At 66.4% G+C, this 23,063-nt stretch carries 16 protein-coding genes and 1 tRNA gene; 16 read left to right on the forward strand and 1 reads right to left on the reverse strand.

Annotated features, from left to right (window positions below; all coding sequences use genetic code 11):
- Positions 1 to 73 precede the first annotated feature (73 nt).
- The 7 genes from QRM89_RS02360 (at position 74) to QRM89_RS02390 (ending at position 5,160) form a co-directional block, all read left to right on the forward strand.
- Positions 74 to 1,429, forward strand: a complete 1,356-nt coding sequence (locus QRM89_RS02360; protein WP_285447186.1) for an aminodeoxychorismate synthase component I — start codon at positions 74 to 76, stop codon at positions 1,427 to 1,429.
- Between the two features lie 60 nt (positions 1,430 to 1,489).
- Positions 1,490 to 2,548, forward strand: a complete 1,059-nt coding sequence (gene mltG / locus QRM89_RS02365) for an endolytic transglycosylase MltG (RefSeq protein ID WP_285447187.1) — start codon at positions 1,490 to 1,492, stop codon at positions 2,546 to 2,548.
- Positions 2,545 to 3,504, forward strand: a complete 960-nt coding sequence (locus QRM89_RS02370) for a DNA polymerase III subunit delta' (RefSeq protein WP_285447188.1) — start codon at positions 2,545 to 2,547, stop codon at positions 3,502 to 3,504. The genes mltG and QRM89_RS02370 overlap by 4 nt, the downstream gene beginning before the upstream one ends.
- Entirely contained in the window at positions 3,501 to 3,854 is a 354-nt protein-coding gene (locus QRM89_RS02375) for a PilZ domain-containing protein (protein ID WP_011036225.1), read from the forward strand. Before QRM89_RS02370 ends, QRM89_RS02375 begins: the two co-directional genes overlap by 4 nt.
- Positions 3,855 to 4,030: 176 nt before the next feature.
- Positions 4,031 to 4,105, forward strand: a tRNA-Val gene (locus QRM89_RS02380).
- A 293-nt stretch (positions 4,106 to 4,398) separates the two neighbouring features.
- Positions 4,399 to 4,623: a hypothetical protein gene (locus tag QRM89_RS02385; protein WP_042595045.1), complete on the forward strand. Its 225-nt coding sequence runs from the start codon at positions 4,399 to 4,401 to the stop codon at positions 4,621 to 4,623.
- Positions 4,624 to 4,830: 207 nt separating this feature from the next.
- Positions 4,831 to 5,160, forward strand: coding sequence for a hypothetical protein (locus QRM89_RS02390; RefSeq protein ID WP_014506900.1), 330 nt, complete (start codon positions 4,831 to 4,833; stop codon positions 5,158 to 5,160).
- Positions 5,161 to 5,251: 91 nt separating this feature from the next.
- Here the strand turns inward: QRM89_RS02390 and prpR are convergent, their stop codons facing one another.
- Positions 5,252 to 6,853 carry a propionate catabolism operon regulatory protein PrpR gene (gene prpR / locus QRM89_RS02395; RefSeq protein WP_285447189.1) on the reverse strand — a complete coding sequence of 534 codons (1,602 nt, stop codon included), beginning with the start codon at positions 6,851 to 6,853 and terminating at the stop codon, positions 5,252 to 5,254.
- A gap of 145 nt (positions 6,854 to 6,998) precedes the next feature.
- On the opposite strand from prpR, the gene prpB reads away from it, so the two are divergent.
- From prpB to QRM89_RS02440, 9 genes are all read left to right on the forward strand, one after another.
- Positions 6,999 to 7,895, forward strand: a complete 897-nt coding sequence (prpB, locus tag QRM89_RS02400) for a methylisocitrate lyase (RefSeq protein ID WP_012439038.1) — start codon at positions 6,999 to 7,001, stop codon at positions 7,893 to 7,895.
- Between the two features lie 75 nt (positions 7,896 to 7,970).
- Positions 7,971 to 9,125: a 2-methylcitrate synthase gene (gene prpC / locus QRM89_RS02405; RefSeq protein ID WP_011036232.1), complete on the forward strand. Its 1,155-nt coding sequence runs from the start codon at positions 7,971 to 7,973 to the stop codon at positions 9,123 to 9,125.
- 172 nt (positions 9,126 to 9,297) lie between these two features.
- Entirely contained in the window at positions 9,298 to 11,892 is a 2,595-nt protein-coding gene (acnD, locus tag QRM89_RS02410; RefSeq protein ID WP_285447190.1) for a Fe/S-dependent 2-methylisocitrate dehydratase AcnD, read from the forward strand.
- Between the two features lie 86 nt (positions 11,893 to 11,978).
- Entirely contained in the window at positions 11,979 to 12,221 is a 243-nt protein-coding gene (locus tag QRM89_RS02415) for a type II toxin-antitoxin system ParD family antitoxin (RefSeq protein WP_019237897.1), read from the forward strand.
- Positions 12,218 to 12,535 carry a type II toxin-antitoxin system RelE/ParE family toxin gene (locus QRM89_RS02420; RefSeq protein ID WP_285447191.1) on the forward strand — a complete coding sequence of 106 codons (318 nt, stop codon included), beginning with the start codon at positions 12,218 to 12,220 and terminating at the stop codon, positions 12,533 to 12,535. Before QRM89_RS02415 ends, QRM89_RS02420 begins: the two co-directional genes overlap by 4 nt.
- A gap of 93 nt (positions 12,536 to 12,628) precedes the next feature.
- Entirely contained in the window at positions 12,629 to 13,828 is a 1,200-nt protein-coding gene (gene prpF / locus QRM89_RS02425) for a 2-methylaconitate cis-trans isomerase PrpF (protein ID WP_285447192.1), read from the forward strand.
- 252 nt (positions 13,829 to 14,080) lie between these two features.
- Positions 14,081 to 16,297 carry a TonB-dependent receptor gene (locus QRM89_RS02430; protein WP_011036237.1) on the forward strand — a complete coding sequence of 739 codons (2,217 nt, stop codon included), beginning with the start codon at positions 14,081 to 14,083 and terminating at the stop codon, positions 16,295 to 16,297.
- Positions 16,298 to 16,478: 181 nt separating this feature from the next.
- A complete protein-coding gene (locus QRM89_RS02435) occupies positions 16,479 to 17,372 on the forward strand; it encodes a nucleoside hydrolase (RefSeq protein WP_285447232.1) in 894 nt (297 codons plus the stop codon).
- A 560-nt stretch (positions 17,373 to 17,932) separates the two neighbouring features.
- A complete protein-coding gene (locus tag QRM89_RS02440) occupies positions 17,933 to 22,849 on the forward strand; it encodes an alpha-2-macroglobulin (protein ID WP_285447193.1) in 4,917 nt (1,638 codons plus the stop codon).
- Positions 22,850 to 23,063 lie beyond the last annotated feature (214 nt).

Consider the following 23,063-nt stretch of genomic DNA (forward strand, 5'->3'; position numbering starts at 1 on the left):
CGTGCGGTGTGCGGCGCGCTGGTTGTCACCGGCGCGCAGCGCCGCATCCGTCCCTCCACGCCAAGCCAGGCCGATGACGCTGACCCGACCACTGCACGCGGACATCGACCTGCTGGCGCTGCATCGCCTGGCACCGCAGCGGTATCCCGCGTTGCTGGAATCCAGCGCGTCGGGCACCGCGCACGGGCGTTGGGATGTATTGCTGCTGGCGCAGGGCGCGCAGCTGAGTCTGGACCCGGACGGCTGCACCCGCAATGGTGACGGCCAACTGCTGGAAGGCGGCTTTCTCGACGCCCTGGATGCAGCCTGGCAGGCCGAGCGGCTGCCGCACGAGGGTGAAAGTTCGTGGCCGTTTCGCGGTGGCTGGGCGGTGCTGCTGGACTATGAGGTGGCCGCACAGGTCGAGCCGATCCTGCGCCTGCCCATGCGCAGCGACGCCGCGCCCGCGGCATTGGCCCTGCGGGCGCCGGCGGCAGTGCTGCGCGACCGCGTGGACGGGCGCTGCTTCGCCGTGGCCGAGCCGGGGCGCGAAGACCTGCTGCAGCAGATTGACGACGACATCACCGCCTGCGCCAGCCTGCCCGCCTTGCCTGCCTGGGCAGCGCCGACGGTGGTGCAGGAAGACCCGCCCGAGCAGTTCACCGATGCGGTGCTGCGGGTGCTGGACTATCTACGTGCAGGCGATGTGTTCCAGGCCAATATCTCGCGCGCCTGGCAGGCGCAGTTCGATCGGCCCGTCGACCCTGCCGCCTTGCATGCGCGGCTGCGTGCGGCCAATCCGGCGCCGTTTTCCGGCCTGTTCGTGGCGGCCGGGCGCGCGGTGGTGAGTTCTTCGCCGGAGCGGTTGGTGTCGGTGCACGGGCAGGTGGTGCAGACACGGCCGATTGCTGGCACTCGTGCACGCTTCGCGGGCGACGATGATGCCGCGCGCATCCGCGAGCTGGTCGGTCACCCGAAGGAACGCGCCGAACACGTGATGTTGATCGATCTGGAGCGCAACGACCTGGGCCGCATCTGCGCGCCGGGCAGCGTGGAGGTGGACGAACTGATGGGCGTAGAGAGCTATGCGCACGTGCATCACATCGTCAGCAATGTCCGCGGCCGATTGCGCGAGGGGGTCACGCCCGGCGAGGTGATTGCGGCCGTATTCCCAGGCGGCACCATCACCGGGTGCCCGAAGGTGCGCTGCATGCAGATCATTGCCGAGCTGGAACAGACCGCGCGCGGCGCCTATACCGGCGCGTTCGGTTGGCTCAACCGCGACGGCGACATGGATCTGAACATCCTGATCCGTACCGCCGAAGTGGCCGGCAGCCAGGTGCGGTTCCGCACCGGTGCCGGCATCGTGGTGGATTCGGACCCGCAGCGGGAACTGGACGAAACCCGTGCCAAGGCGCGCGGGCTGCTGCGTGCGCTGGATCCGGCGTGAGCACTTCAACGGCACATCACCGGCGCGCGGTATCCTGCGCGGCGCTGGAGCAATGACGAGGTGGGTGTGGCGGTGACTGGCAAACGCGGATGTCTGGCCGTGCTGGGGACGGTGCTGTTGCTTGCGGCGCTGCTGGCGATCGCGGCCGTGGTGGCGTGGCGGCACTACGTGCATTTTGCCGAGACGCCGGTCACTGCGAGCACGTCCAGCGTGGTCATCGCGCCCGGCGATTCGCTCAAAGCGACGCTGCGCAAGCTGCGCGAGGCCGGGGTGCAGCAGGGCAGTGATCTCGAATGGCAGTTGCTGGCCCGCCAGGTGGATGCGGCCGGCAAGCTCAAGGTGGGCGAATACGCGCTGACGCCGGCGTTGTCGCCGCGTGCGCTGTTGCTGCGCATGCGCCAGGGCCGGGTGATCCAGTACCGCTTTACCCTGGTGGAAGGCTGGAACTTCCGTCAGCTGCGCGCGGCCCTGGGCACGGCCACGCCGCTGCGGCAGACCATCGCGGGCCTGGACGATGCCGCACTCATGGCGCGGCTGGGCTTTGCCGGCCAGCATCCGGAAGGGCGCTTTCTGCCCGAAACGTATTTGTACCAGCGCGGCGACAGCGACCTGGACGTGCTTAAGCGCGCGCATGCGGCAATGGACAAGGCGCTGGCGCAGGCCTGGGAACAGCGCGCCCCGCAACTGCCGCTGAGCTCGCCCGAACAGGCGTTGATCCTGGCCTCCATCATCGAGAAGGAAACCGCACTGGGCACCGAGCGGCCGCAGATCGCGGGCGTGTTCGTGCGCCGCCTGCAGATGGGCATGAAGCTGCAGACCGACCCGACAGTGATCTACGGCATCGGTAGCAGCTACGACGGCAACATCCGCCGCCGCGATCTCACCACCGACACGCCGTACAACACCTACACCCGCACCGGCCTGACGCCCACGCCGATCGCCATGCCGGGCCGCGAGGCACTGCTGGCGGCGGTGCGCCCGGCGCCGGGCAACGCGCTGTACTTCGTCGCGGTGGGCGATGGCAGTGGTGCGCATGCGTTTTCGGCCACCCTGGACGAACACAATGCAGCGGTGGCGCGCTATCTGCAGCGCCGCCGTCAGCCGGAGCCCACGCCATGACGCCTGCGTTTTCACCCTGGCAACAACGCGCCTACGACCAGACCCTGGCCGCGCTGGATGCCGGCCGGCTCGGGCATGGCCTGCTGATCTGCGGCCCGGACGGGCTGGGCAAGCGCGCGGTGGCGCTGGCGCTGGCCGAGCACGTGCTGGCCAGTGCGCCGGATCCGGCAGTGGCGCAGCGCACCCGTCAGCTGATCGCCGCCGGCACGCATCCAGATCTGCAGCTGGTGTCGTTCATTGCCAACCGCACCGGCGACAAGCTGCGCACCGAGATCGTCATCGAACAGGTGCGCGAGATCTCGCAGAAGCTGTCGCTGACGCCGCAGTACGGCATCGCGCAGGTGGTGATCGTCGACCCGGCCGATGCGATCAACCGCGCCGCCTGCAATGCCTTGCTCAAGACGCTGGAAGAACCCTCGCCGGGCCGCTACCTGTGGTTGATCAGTGCGCAGCCGGCGCGCTTGCCGGCCACCATCCGCAGCCGCTGCCAGCGCCTGGAATTCAAACTGCCGCCGGCCCACGAAGCGCTGGCCTGGCTGCTGACTCAAGGCGTCAGCGAACGTGCGGCACAGGAGGCGCTGGAGGCCGCGCGTGGCCATCCCGGGCTTGCCGCCCAGTGGCTGCGCGAAGACGGCCTGGCCGTGCGCCGCGCCGTGGCGCAAGACCTGGAGCAGATCGCCAGTGGCCGCGTCGGCGCGGTGGACGTGGCGCAGCGCTGGACCAACGATGGCCAGGCCGATCAGCGTCTGCGGCATGCCGCCGACCTGGCGTTGGCGCAGGCATCGGCCGGCTTGACCAATCCATCGCGGTTGCACAAGCTGGCGACCTGGTTCGACGCCGCCAATCGCACCCGTGATTTGTTGCGCACCACCGTCCGCGCCGATCTGGCGGTGGCGGAATTGTTGCTGGCCTGGCGCGAGGGAGAGCGCCCGGCCCGTTCTAGGGGAACTCGATGAGTGCAATGAATGCACGCCAAGGCATTTTGTCGCTGGCGTTGAAGGACAAGGCCGCGCTGTACAGCGCCTACATGCCGTTCGTGAAAAGTGGCGGCATCTTCGTGCCGACCCCCAAGCGCTACATGCTGGGCGATGAGGTGTTTCTGCTGTTGACGCTGCCTGATTCAAGCGAGCGTCTCCCGGTGGCCGGCAAGGTGGTGTGGACCACGCCTGCGGGCGCGCAGGGCAACCGCGCGGCTGGTATCGGCGTGCAGTTTCCGGACGGCCCGGAAGGCGAGGCGGTGCGCAACAAGATCGAAACGCTGCTGGCCGGTTTGACCACCTCGGATAAGCCGACCCACACGATGTAAGGCAGGCAATTGCCGCGGCCGATGGCGCGCGGCGAGCGCAAGACTGGGCCACCGGTGCGCTGCATGCGCGTGGTGATCGTGGCGCGGCGGCACGGCGGTTTCAGTACGTTGCGCCACTCGGTAAACAACTGTTGACGATCTCCGCCGCTGCCCTATAATGTGCGGCTCGCGTCACCGGGCGGTTAGCTCAGCGGTAGAGCATTGCCTTCACACGGCAAGGGTCACAGGTTCGATCCCTGTACCGCCCACCATGATGTCGAAGACCAGGCCACCCTTGCGGTGGCCTTTGTCGTCTCAGGGCGCTCGGTCAGCGCAGTGGAACTGCAGTTGCATTGCATGCACGCGCAACGAGCACCCGCGCGTAAGAGGTTTTTCACCTGCCGGTAGCGGTGGTGCGCGGAAGGTAGCGCGCAGATGCAGCGGCGGTGCGGATGGGGTGGGGACGAAGCGCTGCGATGGGAACGATCGGTTCACTTGCAGGCAGCCCCCGACAGTCCGGCCGCAGCGCAGCGATCCTGACGCGCTACTCGACGGAGACAGACCCATGCGTACGCAAAGTCGAATGATGGTGGCTGGAACACGCCGGTTTCCGGTGTATGAGGTGCGCGTCAGCGAGCAGGGTGCGGTGACGCGCCATTACACCGTCGGCGAGCTGGGCGTGTGCTTCGATGATCTGGCCGCTGCAGCCGCCTCGGCACAGAGCCTGGCGGACACGGCCGATCTGGTGATGCCGCCTGCGCCCGGCGATCTGCAGCTGATGTTGCGCTGACGCTGCGCCTCCTTCGGGGGCCAACCGCCGCGTGGTAGCTGTGGCGGCGTGCTGCGCGTTCGACGTGTTCACTGCGGCGTGCGTCACCCTTTTGCCAGGCCGATGAATCCCAACCGGCCGCACTGGGATTGCGGTGGCGTCTGCTTATTGCAGGCCCGTGGGAGAACCGCCATCCTGCTCGGCCCTGGATTCAACGAAGGAGTGGCGATGAAGACGCTGCTTGGAACTGCATTGGCTGCGAGCCTGCTCCTGCTGGCCGGTTGCGCCAAAGACATGGGCGAGGAATTCGTGGGCAAGTGGGTCAACGCCAAGGCGCCGAAGAACGTGTTGAGCATTGAGCACAACGGCGAGAGTTTCATCATTCGCGATACCCGGCCCGAGCTGTTCGGCAACGGGGTGAAGACCAAGAACTATCCGGCGGTACTGCGTGGCGATGTGCTGCAGGTTTCCAATGGCGTGGGCACCATCAACTACGCCATCGATCAGTCGACCGGCAACCTGAGCACCGGCGAATCCGAGTACACACCGGTCAAGTAGTGCGTGCCTGCGGGCACAGGTGCCGCGTCACTAGCGAAGCCGCCGCGGTGATCTGTTCTAGCGTTAGTACTCAAGCGCGCGCGTGCGCCGGTCACTGCGAAGAAGCGAGGCCCTGGGCCTGCATCCAGCGCCAGAGGGTGGTGCGCGAGACGCCCAGCGCTTTGGCCGCGGCCGCGCGGTTGCCCTGCGCACGGTCCAGTGCCGCACGTACCAATGTCGCGGTGAGTTGCGCGCGTGAGCGGGCTGCGTCGGCGGATGTGGAATCGTAGGCGGCCGGCGTGCTGGCATCGGCCAGCTCCGGAGCCCAGGCCTCGAGCTGGGCCAGACTCACCTGGCCCTGCGCTTGCGCCTTCCAATGGATGCACAAACGCTCGACCAGGTTACGTAGCTCACGCACGTTGCCAGGCCAGGCGTGCTGTTGCAGCCGCTGCAGCGCAGCGGGCGAGAGTGGCAATGCCGTCTCGCTGCCGTGTTGCGCGTAGTGGGTGAGCAACAAGGCGATGTCGTCGGGGCGATTCCGTAGTGGCGGCAGGGCGATGCGCAAGGCGGCCAGGCGATAGAACAAGTCGCGGCGGAAGCGGCCTTGGTCGACGAGTGTCTGCAGCGGCTGCAGGCTGGCCGCCACCACGCGCACATCGACCGGTACCGGCACGGTGGCGCCAACGCGCAGCACCTCGCGTTCTTCCAGTACACGCAGCAGGCGGGTCTGCAGCGGCAGTGGGAGCTCGCCGATTTCATCGAGAAACAGGGTGCCGTCCTGCGCGGCTTCGATCAGCCCTGTGTGGCCGCCGCGCCGCGCGCCGGTGAAGGCGCCATCGCTGTAGCCGAACAGTTCCGCTTCCAGCAGCGACTCGGTAATCGCGCCGCAGTTGATCGCCACGAACCGGCCCCGGCGGCGGCTGCCGGCGTGCAGCTGGCGCGCAACCAGTTCCTTGCCGGTGCCGGTCTCTCCGCTGATCAACACGGTGCTGGCGTGCGGCGCGTACAGCTGCACCAGTGCACGCACCTGCACTATGGCGGCGTCTTCGCCGAGCAGTGCGGCCGGTTGGTTGCGCGTGCGGCGTGCGGCACTACGCAGAGCGGGGGCTGCGCTGCTGGGCGCCGTGGCCAGGGCGATTGCCTGGTCGAGTGCCAGGCGCACCGAATCGGCCGAGTACAACAACACGCCGGGCAGGCCGGCCTGTTCGGCGAAGTCGATCGCCATGCCGGTCCCGACGATCACCTGGATGCCGCTGGCGCGCAGGTCGGCGATGCAGTCGCGCGCGTCCTCGGCAGTGACGAAGCGGCGGTGGGCGATGTCCAGCGCGAAGCTGTCCTGGAACGGCTGAAATGACGGCACGTCGGTGGCATGGGTGACCACGCCGATGCGCGGTGCGATGCGTCGCGCGCGCGCCAGGGCTTCCATCAGGTCGAAGCCGGTGGCCTGGATCGGCGCCAGCGGCAGCGGTAGCCGGCTGCGCAGGTAAGCGGCGTTGGAGCCGCCAGCCACCAACACATCGCAGCGCTCGCGGCGCAGGCGTTGGCCGATGATCTCGACCGCCTCGGCAAAGCCGAGGTTGATCTGCTCGATGCGTGCGCGCTGGTCGAACTCGGGAATGACATCGGCCAGCAGGCCGGTCAGGCGGGACACGCTGACCGTCCAGATTACCGGCAGGGTGCCATCCGCAGGAGCGACGAAGGAGGAGTGGGCCATGATTCGCTGACGTTTCAGTGATGTTGCATGGTGCTCCGCCTGTTTCATTGATGCAACGCTGCGCGCGCGCGCGATCAGTCACATCAATGGCTTACGGTTGGCACGCCCCTTGCGCTAATGCAGTTATCCCATTTAAGGAATCGCCATGACGTCCTTGCCCCTGTCTTCCGCTGGCGCCCGGTTCCGCGCAGCCCTGGCCGCCGAATCGCCGCTGCAGGTGATCGGCGCCATCAATGCCAACCACGCGTTGCTGGCGCAACGCGCCGGCTATCAAGCCATCTATCTTTCCGGCGGCGGGGTGGCGGCCGGGTCGTTGGGCTTGCCGGATCTGGGCATCAACACCCTGGAAGACGTGCTGATCGATGTGCGCCGCATCACCGATGTCTGCGCTCTGCCGTTGCTGGTGGACGTGGACACCGGCTTCGGGCCGAGCGCGTTCAACATCGAACGCACCATCAAGTCGCTGATCAAGGCGGGCGCGGCCGGCTGCCATATCGAAGATCAGGTCGGCGCCAAGCGCTGCGGTCATCGCCCGGGCAAGGAGATCGTCAGCCAGGGCGAGATGGTGGACCGGGTCAAGGCAGCGGCCGATGCCAAGACCGATCCGGCGTTCTTCCTGATTGCGCGCACCGATGCGATCCAGATGGAAGGCGTGGATGCCGCGATCGAACGCGCGATTGCCTGCGTGGAGGCGGGCGCGGATGGCATCTTTGCCGAGGCCGCCTATGACCTGGAGACCTACCAGCGCTTCGTTGATGCGGTGCGCGTGCCGGTGCTGGCCAACATCACCGAATTCGGCAAGACGCCGTTGTTCACCCGCGACCAACTTGCACAGGCCGGCGTGGCGATCCAGTTGTTCCCGCTGTCTGCCTTCCGCGCTGCCAACAAGGCCGCCGAAGCGGTGTACACCGCCATCCGCCGCGATGGGCATCAGAACGCCGTGCTGGAAAGCATGCAGACGCGCGAAGAGTTGTACGAGCGCATCGGCTACCACGATTACGAACAGCGGCTGGATGCCTTGTTCGCGCGCAAGGGCGCATGATCGCGCTGCGCAGCACGTCGCCGGTGCCATCCCGTTAGTCATTTCGCGACACGCCATATCTGAAGAGGTCATCGCATGAACGACACCGTCATTCCTGGTTTCAAGCCGAAGAAATCGGTTGCCCTGTCCGGCACCGCTGCCGGCAATACCGCGCTGTGCACCGTGGGGCGCAGCGGCAACGATCTGCACTACCGTGGTTACGACATTCTGGATCTGGCCACCAGCAGCGAATTCGAAGAGATCGCGTATCTGCTGGTGCACGGCAAGCTCCCCAACAGTGGCGAGCTGCGTGGCTACAAGGCCAAGCTGCGCTCGCTGCGCGGCGTGCCGGCGGCGGTGAAAACTGCGCTGGAACAGCTGCCGCCCTCGGCGCACCCGATGGATGTGATGCGCACCGGCGTCTCCGTGCTCGGCTGCCTGCAGCCGGAAAAGGACGACCACAACCATCCAGGTGCGCGCGACATCGCCGACAAGCTGATGGCCAGCCTGGGCTCGATGCTGCTGTACTGGTATCACTACAGCCACAACGGCAAGCGCATCGAGGTAGAGACCGACGACGATTCGATCGGTGGGCATTTCCTGCACTTGTTGCACGGTTTCGCGCCGAAGGAATCGTGGGTGCGCGCGATGCACACCAGCCTGATCCTGTACGCCGAGCACGAATTCAATGCGTCGACGTTTGCGAGCCGCGTCATCGCCGGCACCGGCAGCGACATGTACAGCGCCATTGCCGGCGGCATCGGCGCGCTGCGTGGCCCCAAGCACGGCGGCGCCAACGAAGTGGCATTCGAAGTGCAGAAGCGCTACGACACGCCGGATGAGGCCGAGGCCGACATCAAGGCACGGGTGGAGCGCAAGGAAGTGGTGATCGGCTTCGGCCACCCGGTCTACACGGTGTCCGACCCCCGCAACAAGGTGATCAAGGACGTGGCCCGCGAGCTGTCGGACGAGCAGGGCAGCCGCAAGATGTACGACATCGCCGAGCGCCTGGAAACGGTGATGTGGGACATCAAGAAGATGTTCCCGAACCTGGATTGGTTCAGTGCGGTGAGCTACCACATGATGGGCGTGCCGACGGCGATGTTTACACCGCTGTTCGTACTGGCACGCACGGCCGGTTGGAGCGCGCACATCATCGAGCAGCGCGTGGACGGCAAGATCATCCGCCCCTCGGCCAACTACACCGGGCCGGAAGACCAGGCGTTTGTGCCGCTGGATCAGCGCGCCTGAGCAGGCATTGCAGGTTGCGCTGTTGACCGGTTGCTTCTTGAGCAGATAGCCGGAAAACAGCGCAACTTTGTACTTGCAAACACCGCACAGCCGTGCAGCTTTTCCCGATTCCCGATTCCCGATTCCCGATTCCCGCTCCAAAGCCCCCGCCCGCTTCGTGATGTCGCCAGCCATGAACAACTCGTACCGCAAGCCCTTGCCGGGCACCTCGTTGGACTATTTCGATGCCCGCGCCGCTGTGGATGCATTGCAGCCCGGTGCGTATGCCACGCTGCCGTACACCGCGCGCGTGCATGCCGAAAACCTGGTGCGCCGCGCCGACCCGCAACACGTGGACGCCTATCTGCGGCAATTGATCGAGCGCAAGCGCGACCTGGATTTCCCGTGGTTTCCGGCGCGCGTGGTCTGTCACGACATCCTCGGGCAGACCGCATTGGTGGATCTGGCCGGCTTGCGTGATGCCATTGCGGAGCAGGGCGGCGACCCGGCGCAGGTCAATCCGGTGGTGCCGGTGCAGTTGATCGTGGATCACTCGCTGGCGGTGGAATATGCCGGCTTCGACAAGCAGGCCTTCGCCAAGAATCGTGGCGTGGAAGACCGCCGCAATGCCGACCGGTTTCACTTCATCGAATGGACCAAGCGGGCATTCGAGAACGTGGAAGTGATCCCGCCGGGCAACGGGATCATGCATCAGATCAATCTGGAAAAAATGTCGCCGGTGATCTACGTGCAGGACGGCGTAGCGTTTCCGGATACCTGCGTGGGCACCGACAGCCACACCCCGCATGTGGATGCGTTGGGCGTGATTGCCGTGGGCGTTGGTGGCCTGGAAGCGGAGAACGTGATGCTCGGCCGCGCTTCGTGGATGCGGCTGCCGGACATCATTGGTGTGGAGTTGCTGGGGCGGCCGGCGCCGGGTATCACCGCTACCGACATCGTGCTGGCGCTGACCGAATTCCTGCGCCAGCAGCGCGTGGTGGGCGCGTACCTGGAGTTCTACGGTGCGGGCGCCAGTGCGCTGACCATCGGCGACCGTGCCACCATTTCCAACATGACGCCGGAGTTCGGCGCCACTGCGGCGATGTTCTACATCGACCAGCAAACGCTGGACTACCTGCGCCTGACCGGGCGCGAAGACACGCAGATTGCGCTGGTGGAAACCTACGCACGCCAGACTGGCCTGTGGGCCGACGATCTGGTCACCGCGCAGTACGAGCGCGTGCTGCAGTTCGATCTGTCCAGCGTGGTGCGCAACATGGCCGGGCCGTCGAACCCGCACAAGCGGGTGGCGACCAGCGAGCTGGCCAGCCGTGGCATTGCCGCTGCGTGGGAGCAGGTGCCCGGGCAGATGCCCGACGGCGCGGTCATCATCGCGGCGATTACCTCGTGCACCAATACCTCCAATCCGCGCAACGTCATCGCCGCCGGCTTGCTGGCGCGCAATGCGAATGCGCGCGGTCTTACGCGCAAACCATGGGTGAAGAGTTCGCTGGCACCCGGTTCCAAGGCGGTGCAGCTGTATCTGGAAGAGGCCGGCTTGCTGGGCGAGCTGGAGCAGCTGGGCTTCGGCATCGTGGCGTTCGCCTGCACCACCTGCAACGGCATGAGCGGCGCGCTGGACCCGGTGATCCAGCAGGAAATCATCGAGCGCGACCTGTATGCCACCGCGGTGTTGTCGGGCAACCGCAATTTCGATGGGCGCATTCACCCGTACGCGAAGCAGGCTTTTCTCGCGTCGCCGCCGTTGGTGATTGCCTACGCCATCGCCGGCACGGTGCGCTTCGATATCGAGAAGGATGTCCTGGGCGTGGATGCCGAGGGTGTGCCGGTCACGCTCAAGGACCTATGGCCCAGCGATGCGGAGATCGATGCGGTGGTGGCGCGCAGCGTGAAGCCGGAGCATTTCCGCAGCGTGTACGAGCCGATGTTCAAGCGCGGTCGCCTGCAAGGTGCACGCGTCAGCCCGTTGTACGACTGGCGCGCGCAGAGCACCTACATCCGCCGCCCACCGTATTGGGAGGGCGCGTTGGCAGGTGCGCGCACCTTGCAGGGCATGCGCCCGCTGGCGGTGTTGGGCGACAACATCACCACCGATCATCTCTCGCCGTCCAATGCGATTCTCGCCAGCAGTGCGGCCGGTGAATACCTCACGCAGATGGGCGTGCCGGAAGAAGACTTCAATTCCTACGCCACCCACCGCGGCGACCATCTCACCGCGCAGCGGGCGACCTTTGCCAACCCCAAGCTGGTGAATGAAATGGCGGTGGTCGATGGCCAGGTCACGGCCGGTTCGCTGGCGCGGCTAGAGCCGGAAGGGCAAGTGCTACGCATGTGGGAGGCGATCGAAACCTACATGCAGCGCAAGCAGCCGCTGATCATCATTGCCGGTGCCGATTACGGGCAAGGCTCGTCGCGCGATTGGGCGGCCAAGGGCGTGCGGCTGGCCGGTGTGGAGGCGATCGTGGCCGAAGGGTTCGAGCGGATTCACCGTACCAACCTGATCGGCATGGGCGTGTTGCCGCTGGAGTTCAAGCCGGGGACCGACCGCAAGATGCTGGGTATCGATGGCAGCGAGACGTTCGATGTAGTCGGTGAACGCGCCCCGGGCGCAACGCTGACGCTGTCGGTGCATCGACGCAACGGCGAGCAGCTGCAGGTGCCGGTGACCTGCCGCCTGGATACCGCAGAAGAAGTGTCGATCTACGAGGCGGGCGGTGTGCTGCAGCGGTTTGCACAGGATTTTCTGGAAGCAACCAAGGCTGCCTGAAGATGCGCCAGTACGTCTCGCGCAGCGGCTTGCCGATGCCGCTGCCGGGAGGCACACTTTGGCAATCTTTGCCATCGGATCGCTGCATGGCCACCATGAACATCTCGCTCCCGGACGAGCTCAAGGAATTTGTCGACCAGCAGGTCCTGGAACATGCCTACGGCTCGAGCAGCGAATATCTGCGCGAGCTGATCCGTATGCAACGTGATGCGCAAAGCCTGCGCGCGCTGTTGCTGGACGGCGCAGAGTCCGGGCCTGCTGTTGCGATGGAGGCCGACTTCTTTGACAGCATGCGCGCGCGCGCGCATCAGCGCGCTGCAGGAAAATGAAGCCGGCGCGCTGGCGCCCCTTGGCGCTGCGCGATGTCGACGAGGCCGCCGCCTGGTACGGCGCCGAGGGCGGGCTGGCGCTGGAATTAGCCTTTACCAAAGCACTGGAGTCGGCGGTGACCACGCTCATGCGCAATCCGGCGGCCGGTTCGAGCCGCCACGCGGTGGTGCTGAAGCTGCCGCAGATTCGTGTCTGGCCGCTCAAGCGGTTTCCCTATCTGCTGTTCTACAACGAGCGTGCAACCGACATCGTCATCTGGCGTGTCCTGCACGTGCAACGCGATATTCCTGCGTGGATGAGCGCACATCCGTAACGCCTGGCACGCAGCCCCGCCAAGCCAAGCACGCGGCGCTGCTGCACCGGACGTGTCCATGCACACAACTCAATTCGACCTCACCGAGCAGACATGACCCATTTGCCCCAATTCCGCATCCCCGCCACCTACCTGCGCGGCGGCACCAGCAAGGGCGTGTTCTTCCGCCTGCAGGATCTTCCGCCTGCCGCACAACAGCCGGGGCCGGCGCGCGATGCGTTGTTGCTGCGGGTGATCGGTAGCCCGGATCCGTATGGCAAGCAGATCGATGGCATGGGCGGGGCGACGTCGAGCACCAGCAAGAGCGTGATTGTCTGCGCCAGCATGCGGCCGGGGCACGACGTGGACTATCTGTTCGGGCAGGTGTCCATCGACAGTGCCTTCGTGGACTGGAGCGGCAACTGCGGCAATCTGTCGGCGGCGGTGGGGCCGTTCGCGATTGCCAATGGCCTGGTCGATGCGGCACGCGTGCCGAGCGATGGCGTGGCCACGGTGCGGATCTGGCAGGCCAACATCGGCAAGACCATCGTGGCGCACGTACCGATGCGCGCAGGCCAGGTGCAGGAAACCGGCGACTTCGAACTGGATGGCGTGACCTTTCCGGCGGCCGAAGTGCAACTGGAATTCCTGGACCCGGCCGATGCTGCCGAAGGCGAGGGCGGGGCGATGTTTCCCACCGGCAACCTGATCGATGCGCTGGAGGTCCCCGGCCTGGGCACCATCGACGCCACCCTGATCAACGCCGGCATTCCCACCATCTTCGTCAACGCGCGCGACCTGGGCTACACCGGCACCGAGCTGCAGGACGCCATCAATGGCGACCCGCGCGCGCTGACCATGTTCGAAACCCTGCGCGCACACGGCGCGGTGCGCATGGGCCTGATCGCACGCGTGGAGGATGCGGCCACGCGCCAGCACACCCCGAAAGTGGCTTTCGTGGCGCCGCCGGCCGACTACACCGCCTCCAGCGGCAAGCCGGTGCATGCGGCCGAGGTCGATCTGCTGGTGCGCGCGATGTCGATGGGCAAATTGCACCACGCCATGATGGGGACCGCCGCGGTGGCGATCGGCACCGCCGCCGCTGTGCCCGGGACCCTGGTCAATCTGGCCGCCGGCGGCGCGGCGCGCTCGGCGGTGCGCTTCGGGCACCCGTCGGGCACCTTGCGCGTGGGCGCCGAGGCGACCCAGGTAGGCGGGCAGTGGCAGGTCACCAAGGCGTTGATGAGCCGCAGTGCGCGCGTGCTGATGGAAGGGTGGGTAAGGGCGCCGGTTGATGCTGCCGGGATGGGGTAATCGGCGCAGCGAAACAAGCCTGAAGTCCGCGTCGCTGCGCTGATCCAAGGGGCGGCAGCTGTGTCGTACCGCTGCCGCCAGCGGGGCTGCAACGCAGAAATTGCAAGCCCCTGTTGCATTAATTAGAACGCTATTTCGAATTCCGAAAACTTTTTCGCACGCGCTCTGCCATATTTGTGTAAATCGTGTTAATTCTGTTGCAACGCGGCATGAAAGCCAGGCCGCCCCGTCACCAGAATCCGGAGTCCTCCCATGTCAGCCAGCCGGTCGCTTCAGGTCAGCGCGCTCGCCGTTGCCGTCGCTTCCCTTCTTCCGTTCTACGCTGCGGCCCAGCAGGCGCCCAGCGATGACGGCATTGCGCGTCTGGACGCGGTCAAGGTCACGGTGGAGCGCCGCTCGGAAGACTCCAAGGACGTGCCGGTGTCCGCCAGCGTGCTGCGTCCGGAATTCCTGGATGCCATCTCCACCAGCGGCTCGGACATCCGCGTGCTGGCCGGCAAGGCGCCCAGCCTGAATATCGAATCCTCCAACGGGCGTGTGTTCCCGCGCGTGTATATCCGCGGCTACGGCAACACCGACTTCAACACCTACGCCTCGCAGCCGGTGTCGTTGGTGTACGACGACGTGGTGCAGGAAAACGCCTTCCTCAAGGGCTTCCCGATCTTCGATCTGGAAGGCCTGGAAGTGCTGCGCGGCCCGCAGGGCACGCTGTTCGGCCGCAACACGCCGGCCGGCGTGGTCAAGTTCAATTCGGTCAAGCCGACCATCGGCGCCAATGACGGCTACGCCAGCCTGTCCTACGGCACCTACGGCACCATGACCCTGGAAAGCGGCCTGAGCATCGCCATGGGCGAGCATTGGGCGGCGCGTCTGTCCACGCTGGGCCAGCGCCGCGACGACTGGGTGGAAAACCGCGACGGCCGTGATCTGGAAGGCTATACCGACTCGGCCGTGCGCCTGCAGCTGCTGTACCAGGGCAGCGACACGTTCAGCGCGCTGTTCAACGCGCATGCCCGCCACTTGGACGGCACCGCGCGTCTGTTCCGCGCCAACATCTTCCAGCCGGGCACCAACCAGCTGGTGGATGGCTTCGATCCGGAGCGTGCCTCCATCGATGGCGCCAACAACCAGGAACTGCAGACCTACGGCGGCAGCGCCAATCTGAGCTGGGACCTGGGCGACATTGCGTTGCACTCGATCACCGCCTATGAAGGCATCGGCAAGTACTACAGCCGCGGCGACATCGACGGCGGCTTCGGCGCAGTGTTCGCGCCGCCGTCCGGTCCCGGCCCGATCCCGTTCCCGGTGGAAACCGCCGGCGGCATCAAGAGCCTGGACCAGTACAGCCAGGAGCTGCGTGCCGAATCGCAGTACGCGGGCCCGCTCAACTGGCAGGCCGGCCTGTACTACTTCCATGACGATGTGGAAGGCGAGAACTACACCTACAACACCTTCAGCGGCGGCGACCTGGCCAGCTACCAGCTGACCCGTCAGCGCAATACCTCGTGGGCAGCGTTCGGCTCGTTGAACTATGCCGCCACCGACCGCCTGAACCTGCGCGCCGGCATCCGGTACACCTACGACAAGAAGACCTTCGACGTGCTGGCGTTGGACCGCGTCACGCTGGTGGAACCCTCCAGCGGCGAGACCGACAACTCCAAGGTCACCGGCGATGTGGCGGCGACCTTCGCCATCAACGATGCGGTCAACGTCTACGCACGTGCCGCACGCGGTTTCCGCGGCGCCAGCTTCGGCGTGCCTTCGGGCACCGCACCGCTGACCGTGGCCGAGCCGGAGACGGTGGATTCGTTCGAGATCGGCATCAAGTCCGACCTGTTCGACAACCGCGCCCGCATCAGCTTCGACGTCTACGACTTCCGGGTGAAGAACCAGCAGCTCACCGCAGTGGGCGGCGCCTCCAACGATGTGCGTCTGCTCAACGCCGACAAGACCAAGGCACGCGGTGCCGAGTTCGACTTCGAAGCGCTGATCACCCAGAACCTGCGTGTGACCGCCGGCGGTGCCTACAACTGGACCCGCATCGAAGACCCGACCCTGTCGGTGGGCGTGTGCCGCACCTGCACCGTGACCGACCCGCTCAACGCCGCCGGCAACGCCATCATCGATGGCAATGCGCTGCCGCAGGCATCCAAGTGGATGGCTAACGCCACGCTGCGCTACGGCATCCCGATGGGCGATGACGGCGAGCTGTTCTTCTACACCGACTGGTCCTACCGCAGCGAAGTGAACTTCTTCCTGTACGACTCGCGTGAGTTCGTCGGCCAGCCGCTGGTCGAAGGCGGTGCGAAGATCGGCTACAACTGGGGCGCCGGTGCGTACGAGCTGTCGGTGTTCTGCCGCAACTGCACCAACCAGATCCGCGCCACCGGTGCGATCGACTTCAACAACCTCACCGGTTTCATCAACGACCCGCGCATCGTCGGTGCACAGTTCCGCGCCAATTTCTGATGGCCGGTGTGAGGTGAGCGATCCAGGCCGCCGGCTATCATGCCGGCGGTTTTTTTTGTGGTGGAGTGCAGTGATGCGACAACGGTGGGCAACGAGGTGGCTGATAGCGGTGGGCCTGTGCGGGATGCTGGCGTGCAGCGGTGTGCAGGCAGCGGCGGCGCAGGCGCAGACAGTGCCGGCCATGGCCGCGGCCGAGCGCGTGGTGGTGTCCACCGATATCGGCGATGACATCGACGACGCCTTCGCGCTGGGCCTGCTGCTGCGCAGCCCGCAGCTGCAGGTGCTGGGCATCGCCTCGGCCTGGGGCGACACCATGCTGCGCGCGCAGTTGCTGCAGCGGCTGTTGCGGCAGGCCGGACGCAGCGAAATTCCGTTGGCGGTGGGCGAGCGCACCACCAGCACGATTCCCTTCAGCCAGGCGCGTTGGGCGGCCAAGGGGCAGCTACCAGGCAAGCTGCCGGATGCGGCGGCGATGATCCTGCAGCAGGCGCGCCTGCATCCCGGCGAGGTGACCTTGCTGGTGCTGGGGCCGATGACCGATGCGGCGCGTGCACAGCAGCGCGACCCGGCAGGGTTTGCCAAGCTCAAGCGCATCGTTGCGATGGGCGGCTCGGTGCGGGTGGGCTACGGCAAGTCGGCGTACCGCCCGGCCAGCGCGCCGGTGCCGGAGTACAACCTGTTGGCCGATGTGCCCGCCGCGCAACGGGTGTTCGCCGCTGGCGTGCCGATCGTGCTGCTGCCGCTGGACGCCACCCAGATCACGCTGGAAGAACCCGAGCGCGTTGCCCTGTTTGCACAGGGCGATGGCCTGACCGATGCACTCACCCAGCTGTACTACCAGTGGCGCAATACCGACCAGCCCTGGGCCAGCGCCACGCCCACGTTGTTCGACGTGGTGCCGGTGGCCTGGCTGCTGCAACCGCAGCTATGCCCGACGACGCCATTGCATCTGGAAGTCGATACGCAGGGCTACACGCGCGAAGGCACGGGCACGCCGAACGTGCAGGCTTGCCTGCGCGCGGACAAGCCGGCGTTGATCGATATGTATATGCGCACGTTGTTGCAACTGCACTGAGAGCGGCGAACAAACGCTTCACACCGGTCTTTTGCAGCGCCGCTGAATTGCAACGTTGCTGCAGGGCCCTTGCCCGCCCACCATCGCGGGACACGCCGCAAGTACGTCCTTGTAGGCTCTTACGCGGCATCCATGCCGCGTAAGGTCCCGCGACGGCGGGCGGGCAAGGACCAGTCGAGAGTGTCGGTGTGCATGTTTTCTACAACACAACCGACTCAGACTCTGGTGCGGTGTCCTCGCCGATTGCGGGACCATGTAGCGGCATGGATGCCGCTATTGAGCCTCCATGGACGGATTCACGGCGTGTCCCGCTAGCGGCGGGGGCACCGCGCCCTCGACCAATCAGTCTTTTGACTGCATCTAAAACGTGCGGCTAAAAAGCCACTGCATCGCGGGTCGGACGCGTCGTTGCCATCGCCACGCATCTACCGCAGCGCAGGCTCACCGCCCATCGGCAAGTCCGCGACCGGCCACATATCCGACATCGGCGGCGTGAAGCACGTCGCTATACTTGCCGCCTCAGTCATGGGGTAGCGCGAATGGACAGGCAGGAATCAGGGATGACGTCGTCGGGCGTGCGGCGGATGCTGCTGTGGGTGGTGTTGCTGACGGTGGCGCTGGGGAGCGTGGCGTGCAAGCGCAACGAAAGCGGCCAGCTGCCCACTGCCAGCGGCGAGGCGATCAAGGCCGACAAGCAGGGCATCACCGGCTTTGGCCTGGCGCGCGCTTACCCCGATCAGACCAGCGACGGCCTGTCGCTGGCGCTGGAGTTCTCGCGGCCGCTGGTGGGCACGCAGGACTTCGATGCGCTGGTGCGCTTCGAGGAAAAGGTCGGCAACGGCGACAGCAGCTGGTCGCTGTCTGACGACGGCAAGACGCTGCGCTACCCGTACGTGGAAGCGGCCAAGGACTATACCGTCCTGATCGCCGCCAACCTGCTCGCCGCCGATGGCAGCCGCCTGGGTAAACCCCTCAAGCAGAAGGTCTACACCGGTGAGTTGAAGCCGGTGGCCGGCTTCGCCTCGCAGGGCAGCGTGCTGCCGGCGCGTGAAAGCCGCGGCCTGCCCGTGGTGTCGGTAAACGTGCCGGAAGTGGACGTGGAATTTTTGCGCGTGCGCGAGAAGTCGCTGCCGGCGTTCTTCCACCAGTTCCAGCGCGGCGGCCGACGCGGCAGCTGGGACCTGGAAAACGAGTACAGCGAGAACGCACCGCTGTCCAAACTGGCCGACCCGATCTACGTCAACCGCTTCATCCTGGGCGGCAAGCAGAACGAGCGCGTGCTGACCTACCTGCCCACGCAGGACATCAAGGAGCTGCAGGAGCCGGGCCTGTACTTCGCGGTGATGAAGCGCGCCGGCACCTTCGAGAACGAATTCGACACCGCTTTCTTCACCGTCAGCGACATCGGCCTGCACACGCGCGCCTACAAGGACAAGCTGTTCGTGCACACCGCCTCGCTGCAGAGCGGGGAGCCGGCCAAGAACGTGGAACTGCGCATCCTCGATGCCAAGGGCGAGCTGTTCCTCAAGGGCAGCACCGACGCCAACGGCAATGCGTTGCTCAACTACACACTCGACGCCAGCCACGTGCTGGTGGCGCGCAGCAAGACCGATATTTCGATGCTGCCGTTCAACCAGCCGGCGCTGGATCTGAGCGAATTTGCCGTGGCCGGGCGCGAAGGCGCCTGGTTCGACGTGTTCGCCTGGGCCGGCCGCGACCTGTATCGCCCCGGCGAGACCATGCGCGTGTCGGCGATCCTGCGCGACAACGATGGCAAGCCCACCAGCGGGCCGACTAAGGGCGGCCAGCCGGTGTTCCTGCGGCTCAAGCAGCCCGACGGCAAGACCTTCCGCGAAACCAAGCTGCAGCCGGGTGAGCAGGGCTATTTCGAATTCACCCAGCAGATTCCCGCCGATGCGCCGACCGGCCGCTGGCAGGTGGAATTCCGCACCGACCCGGGCAGCAAGGACGCCGTGCAGGGCATGACCGTGCGCGTGGAAGAGTTCCTGCCCGAACGCATGAAGCTGGACCTGGACGCCGCGCAAAAGACCTTGAGTGCCGGCAAGCCCTTCACCCTGATTGCCAATGCCGCGTATCTGTACGGCGCGCCGGCCGATGGCAACCGCTTCACCGCCAAGCTGGCGGTGAGCGTTGAGCAGCATCCGCTGGAGTCGTTGCCGGGTTGGTTCTTCGGCGACCCCACGCTGGAGCTGCCGCGCGAAGCCAAGGACGTGATCGACACCGAATTCGGCGGCGATGGCGTGTTGCGCGAAGACATCGCCCTGCCGGACGAAGCCAAGCCGGTCAGCACCATTGCCGCAGTGGTGTCGGGCAGCGTGTACGAGACCGGCGGGCGCACCGTGACCCGCACCATCAAGCGCGTGCTGTGGCCGGCCAAGGCGCTGGTCGGCGTTCGCCCGTTGTTCGATGACACCGACGGCGCCGATGCCAACAGCAACGCGCGCTTCGAGATCACCCGCGTGGATGCCGAGGGCAAGCCGCAGCCGGCCAAGGGGCTCAAGGCCACCTTGGTGCGCGAACTGCGCGACTACCACTGGAACTACACCGACGACCATTGGGATTACGACTTCACCCGCCGCTTCGAGAACAAGGACACCCGCACGATCGATGTCGGCAGCGGCAATGCCAAGCTCGATTTCCCGGTGGAGTGGGGTGAGTACCGTCTGGACGTGTTCGACCCGGCCACCGGCCTGACCACGCGCTATCCATTCCGCGCCGGCTGGAGCTGGAATGACGAAAACCGCGGCCTGGACGCGCGCCCGGACAAGGTCAAGCTGGCGCTGGACAAGACCGGCTACCGCGCCGGCGACACGCTCAAGGTCACGCTGACCCCGCCGCATGCCGGCAAGGGCGTATTGCTGGTGGAAAGCGACAAGCTGCTGTACGTGCAGGACATCGACGTCAAGCCGGGCAGCACCTTCGAGATCCCGGTCACCGAGGCCTGGGAACGGCACGACGTGTACGTCACCGCGCTGGTGTTCCGCGGCGGCAGCGCGCCGAGCAAGATCACGCCCGCACGCGCGGTGGGCGTGGCGTTCGTGCCGATGGACCGCAAGGCGCGGCGGGTGGCGGTGGGCCTGTCAGCGCCCAAGCAGATGCGCCCCGAACAACCGTTGCCGGTGACCGTGAGTGTGCCGGAGCTGGCCGGCAAGGCCGCGCACGTCACCATCTCGGCGGTGGACGTGGGCATTCTCAACATCACCCGCTTCCCGGTGCCCGATGCCAACGCGCAGTTCTTCGCGCAGCGCCGGCTGGGCACCGATGCCTACGACATCTACGGACGGGTGATCGAAAGCTTCGAAGGCGCCAGCGGCAAGCTCAAATTCGGCGGCGACATGGCCCTGGAAGCGCTGCCACAAGCCAAGCGCCCGACCGCACGCGTGCAGACGGTGGACCTGTTCTCCGGCTCGGTGAAACTCGATGCCAAGGGCAATGCACGCGTGCAACTGCCGGTGCCGGATTTCAACGGCACGCTGCGTGTCTCGGCACTGGTGTACTCGGACACGCGCTACGGCAACCGCGACATGGAAACCATCGTGCGTGCGCCGATCCTGGCCGAAGCCAGCATGCCGCGCGTGATGGCGCCGGGCGACCGCAGCACGGTGACGTTGGACGTGCAGAACTTCACCGGCAAGCCGGGCGAGTTCAACGTGCGCGTGGATGGGATTGGCCCACTGGCCATTGCCGAGGCGGCGCGCAGCGTCAAGCTGGCCACCGATGGCAAGCAGACGCTGAGCTTTCCGCTCACCGCCACCGAAGGCTATAGCGTGGCCAAGGTGCGCGTGCGTGTGGACGGCAACGGCTTCAAGGCCGACCGCAGCTACGACCTGCCGGTGCGTGCCGGCTGGCCGCAGGTGCTGCGCACGCAGACGCGTGTGCTGGATCCGTTGGCACCGGTGAGCATGGATGCGGGCCTGACCGAGGGCCTGATGGCCGGCTCGGTGACCGCGCGCATGCTGGTCAGCCCGCTGCCGCCGATTCCGTTCGCCAGTGCGCTGCAGGATGCGTTGAACTATCCGTACGGCTGCGCCGAGCAGACCACCAGCAAGGGCTATGCGGCCTTGCTGCTGGACGAGGCGACGGCCAAGGCGCTGGGCACCAAGGGGCTGGATGCGGCCACCCGCCGCGAGCGCATGGAAGGCGCGTTCGGCCGGCTGGCCTCGATGCAGATTGCCAGCGGGCATTTCTCGATGTGGGGCGACGATGGTTACGTCAATCCGGGCCTGACCCCGTACATCGCCGAGTTCCTGCTCGATGCCAAGGACGCCGGGTTTGCGGTGCCCGACAACGTGCTGCAGAAGGCGCTCAATCGCCTCAGCGAGGATCTGCTCTCCGGCGGTAACGAGTTCTACGGCCAGGACCGCCGCGACAACCTCAAGTTCGCCAACCAGGCGTGGTCCGGCTATGTGCTGGCGCGCGTGAACCGTGCGCCGCTGGGCACGCTGCGCGCGCTGTACGACAACCAGCGCGACAAGGCGCTGACCGGGTTGTCGCTGGTGCATCTGGGCGCGGCATTGTCGCTGCAGGGCGATACCAAGCGTGGCCAGGCAGCAATCAAGGCCGGCTTCGCCAAGAACAGCGCAGACCGGCCGCCGTACTTCGGCGACTACGGCAGCGCGATCCGCGACGATGCATTGATGATGGCGTTGCTGCATGAGCGCGGCTTGTCCTCGCCGGAGTACGACACCCGCGCGGTGACGCTGGGCCAGGCGCTGGACGCGCGCCGCAGCGGTGGTTCGCTGTGGCTGAGTACGCAGGAGCAGGTTGCGCTGGCGCGGCTGGGCAAGGCGTTGATGGTGGCGCAGGGCAAGACGGTGTCGGGCACGTTGACGGTGGGTGGGGAGGTGCAGGAGATCGCGCCGGCACGCCTGTTCGGCCGTAGCTTCGACAGCGCCGCGCTGGCGCGTGGCGTGCAGTTCGTCCCGCAAGGCGAGGCGCCGATGTACGCCAGCCTGGAAGTGGCCGGCATCCCGCGCAGCGCACCGGAGGCGGACACGCGCCATCTCAGTGTGGAACGCACCTGGTACACCACCGACGGCAAGCCGTGGACGCCGCGTGCGCTCAAGGAAGGCGAGGCGCTGATCGTGCGGGTCACCATCACCGCCAACACCAGCATGCGCGACGCCTTGCTCACCGACCTGCTGCCAGCCGGCCTGGAGATCGAGAACTTCAACCTGGGCGATGCCAAGCAGTGGGCCGACGTGGTGGTGGACGGCATCGGCATCAGCGAGCGTTCCAGCGCCGCCGACGTCAAGCATGAAGAGTTCCGTGACGACCGCTACGTGGCTGCGCTGTCGTTGTCGTCGGGCAGCAAGGCGCAGGTGTTCTACCTGGTGCGCGCCGTCACCCCGGGCACCTACACCGTGCCGCCGTCCCTGGTGGAAGACATGTACCGCCCGGACCTGCGCGGCGTCGGCCGCACCAACCCGGCCACGATTACGGTGGTGCAGCCGTAAGCCATCACGGTCGGAGCGCGCTTGCGCGTGGTGAGGCTTCCCTGGGGATGCCTCGCCGCGCGCCTGCTCGCTTCTAGGCCAATAAGACCGCGTTCCAGAACGGAGGTGCCAGCCAGGCCACGATCACGGTCGTACAGCCGTGCGCAATCACTGTAGGAGCGCGCTTGCGCGCGATGGAGCGTTCCCAGAAGTGCCTCACCGCGCAGGCGCGCCG

Origin of the sequence: Xanthomonas sp. LMC-A-07 (assembly GCF_030208825.1) — a bacterium.
Lineage (GTDB): Bacteria > Pseudomonadota > Gammaproteobacteria > Xanthomonadales > Xanthomonadaceae > Xanthomonas > Xanthomonas campestris.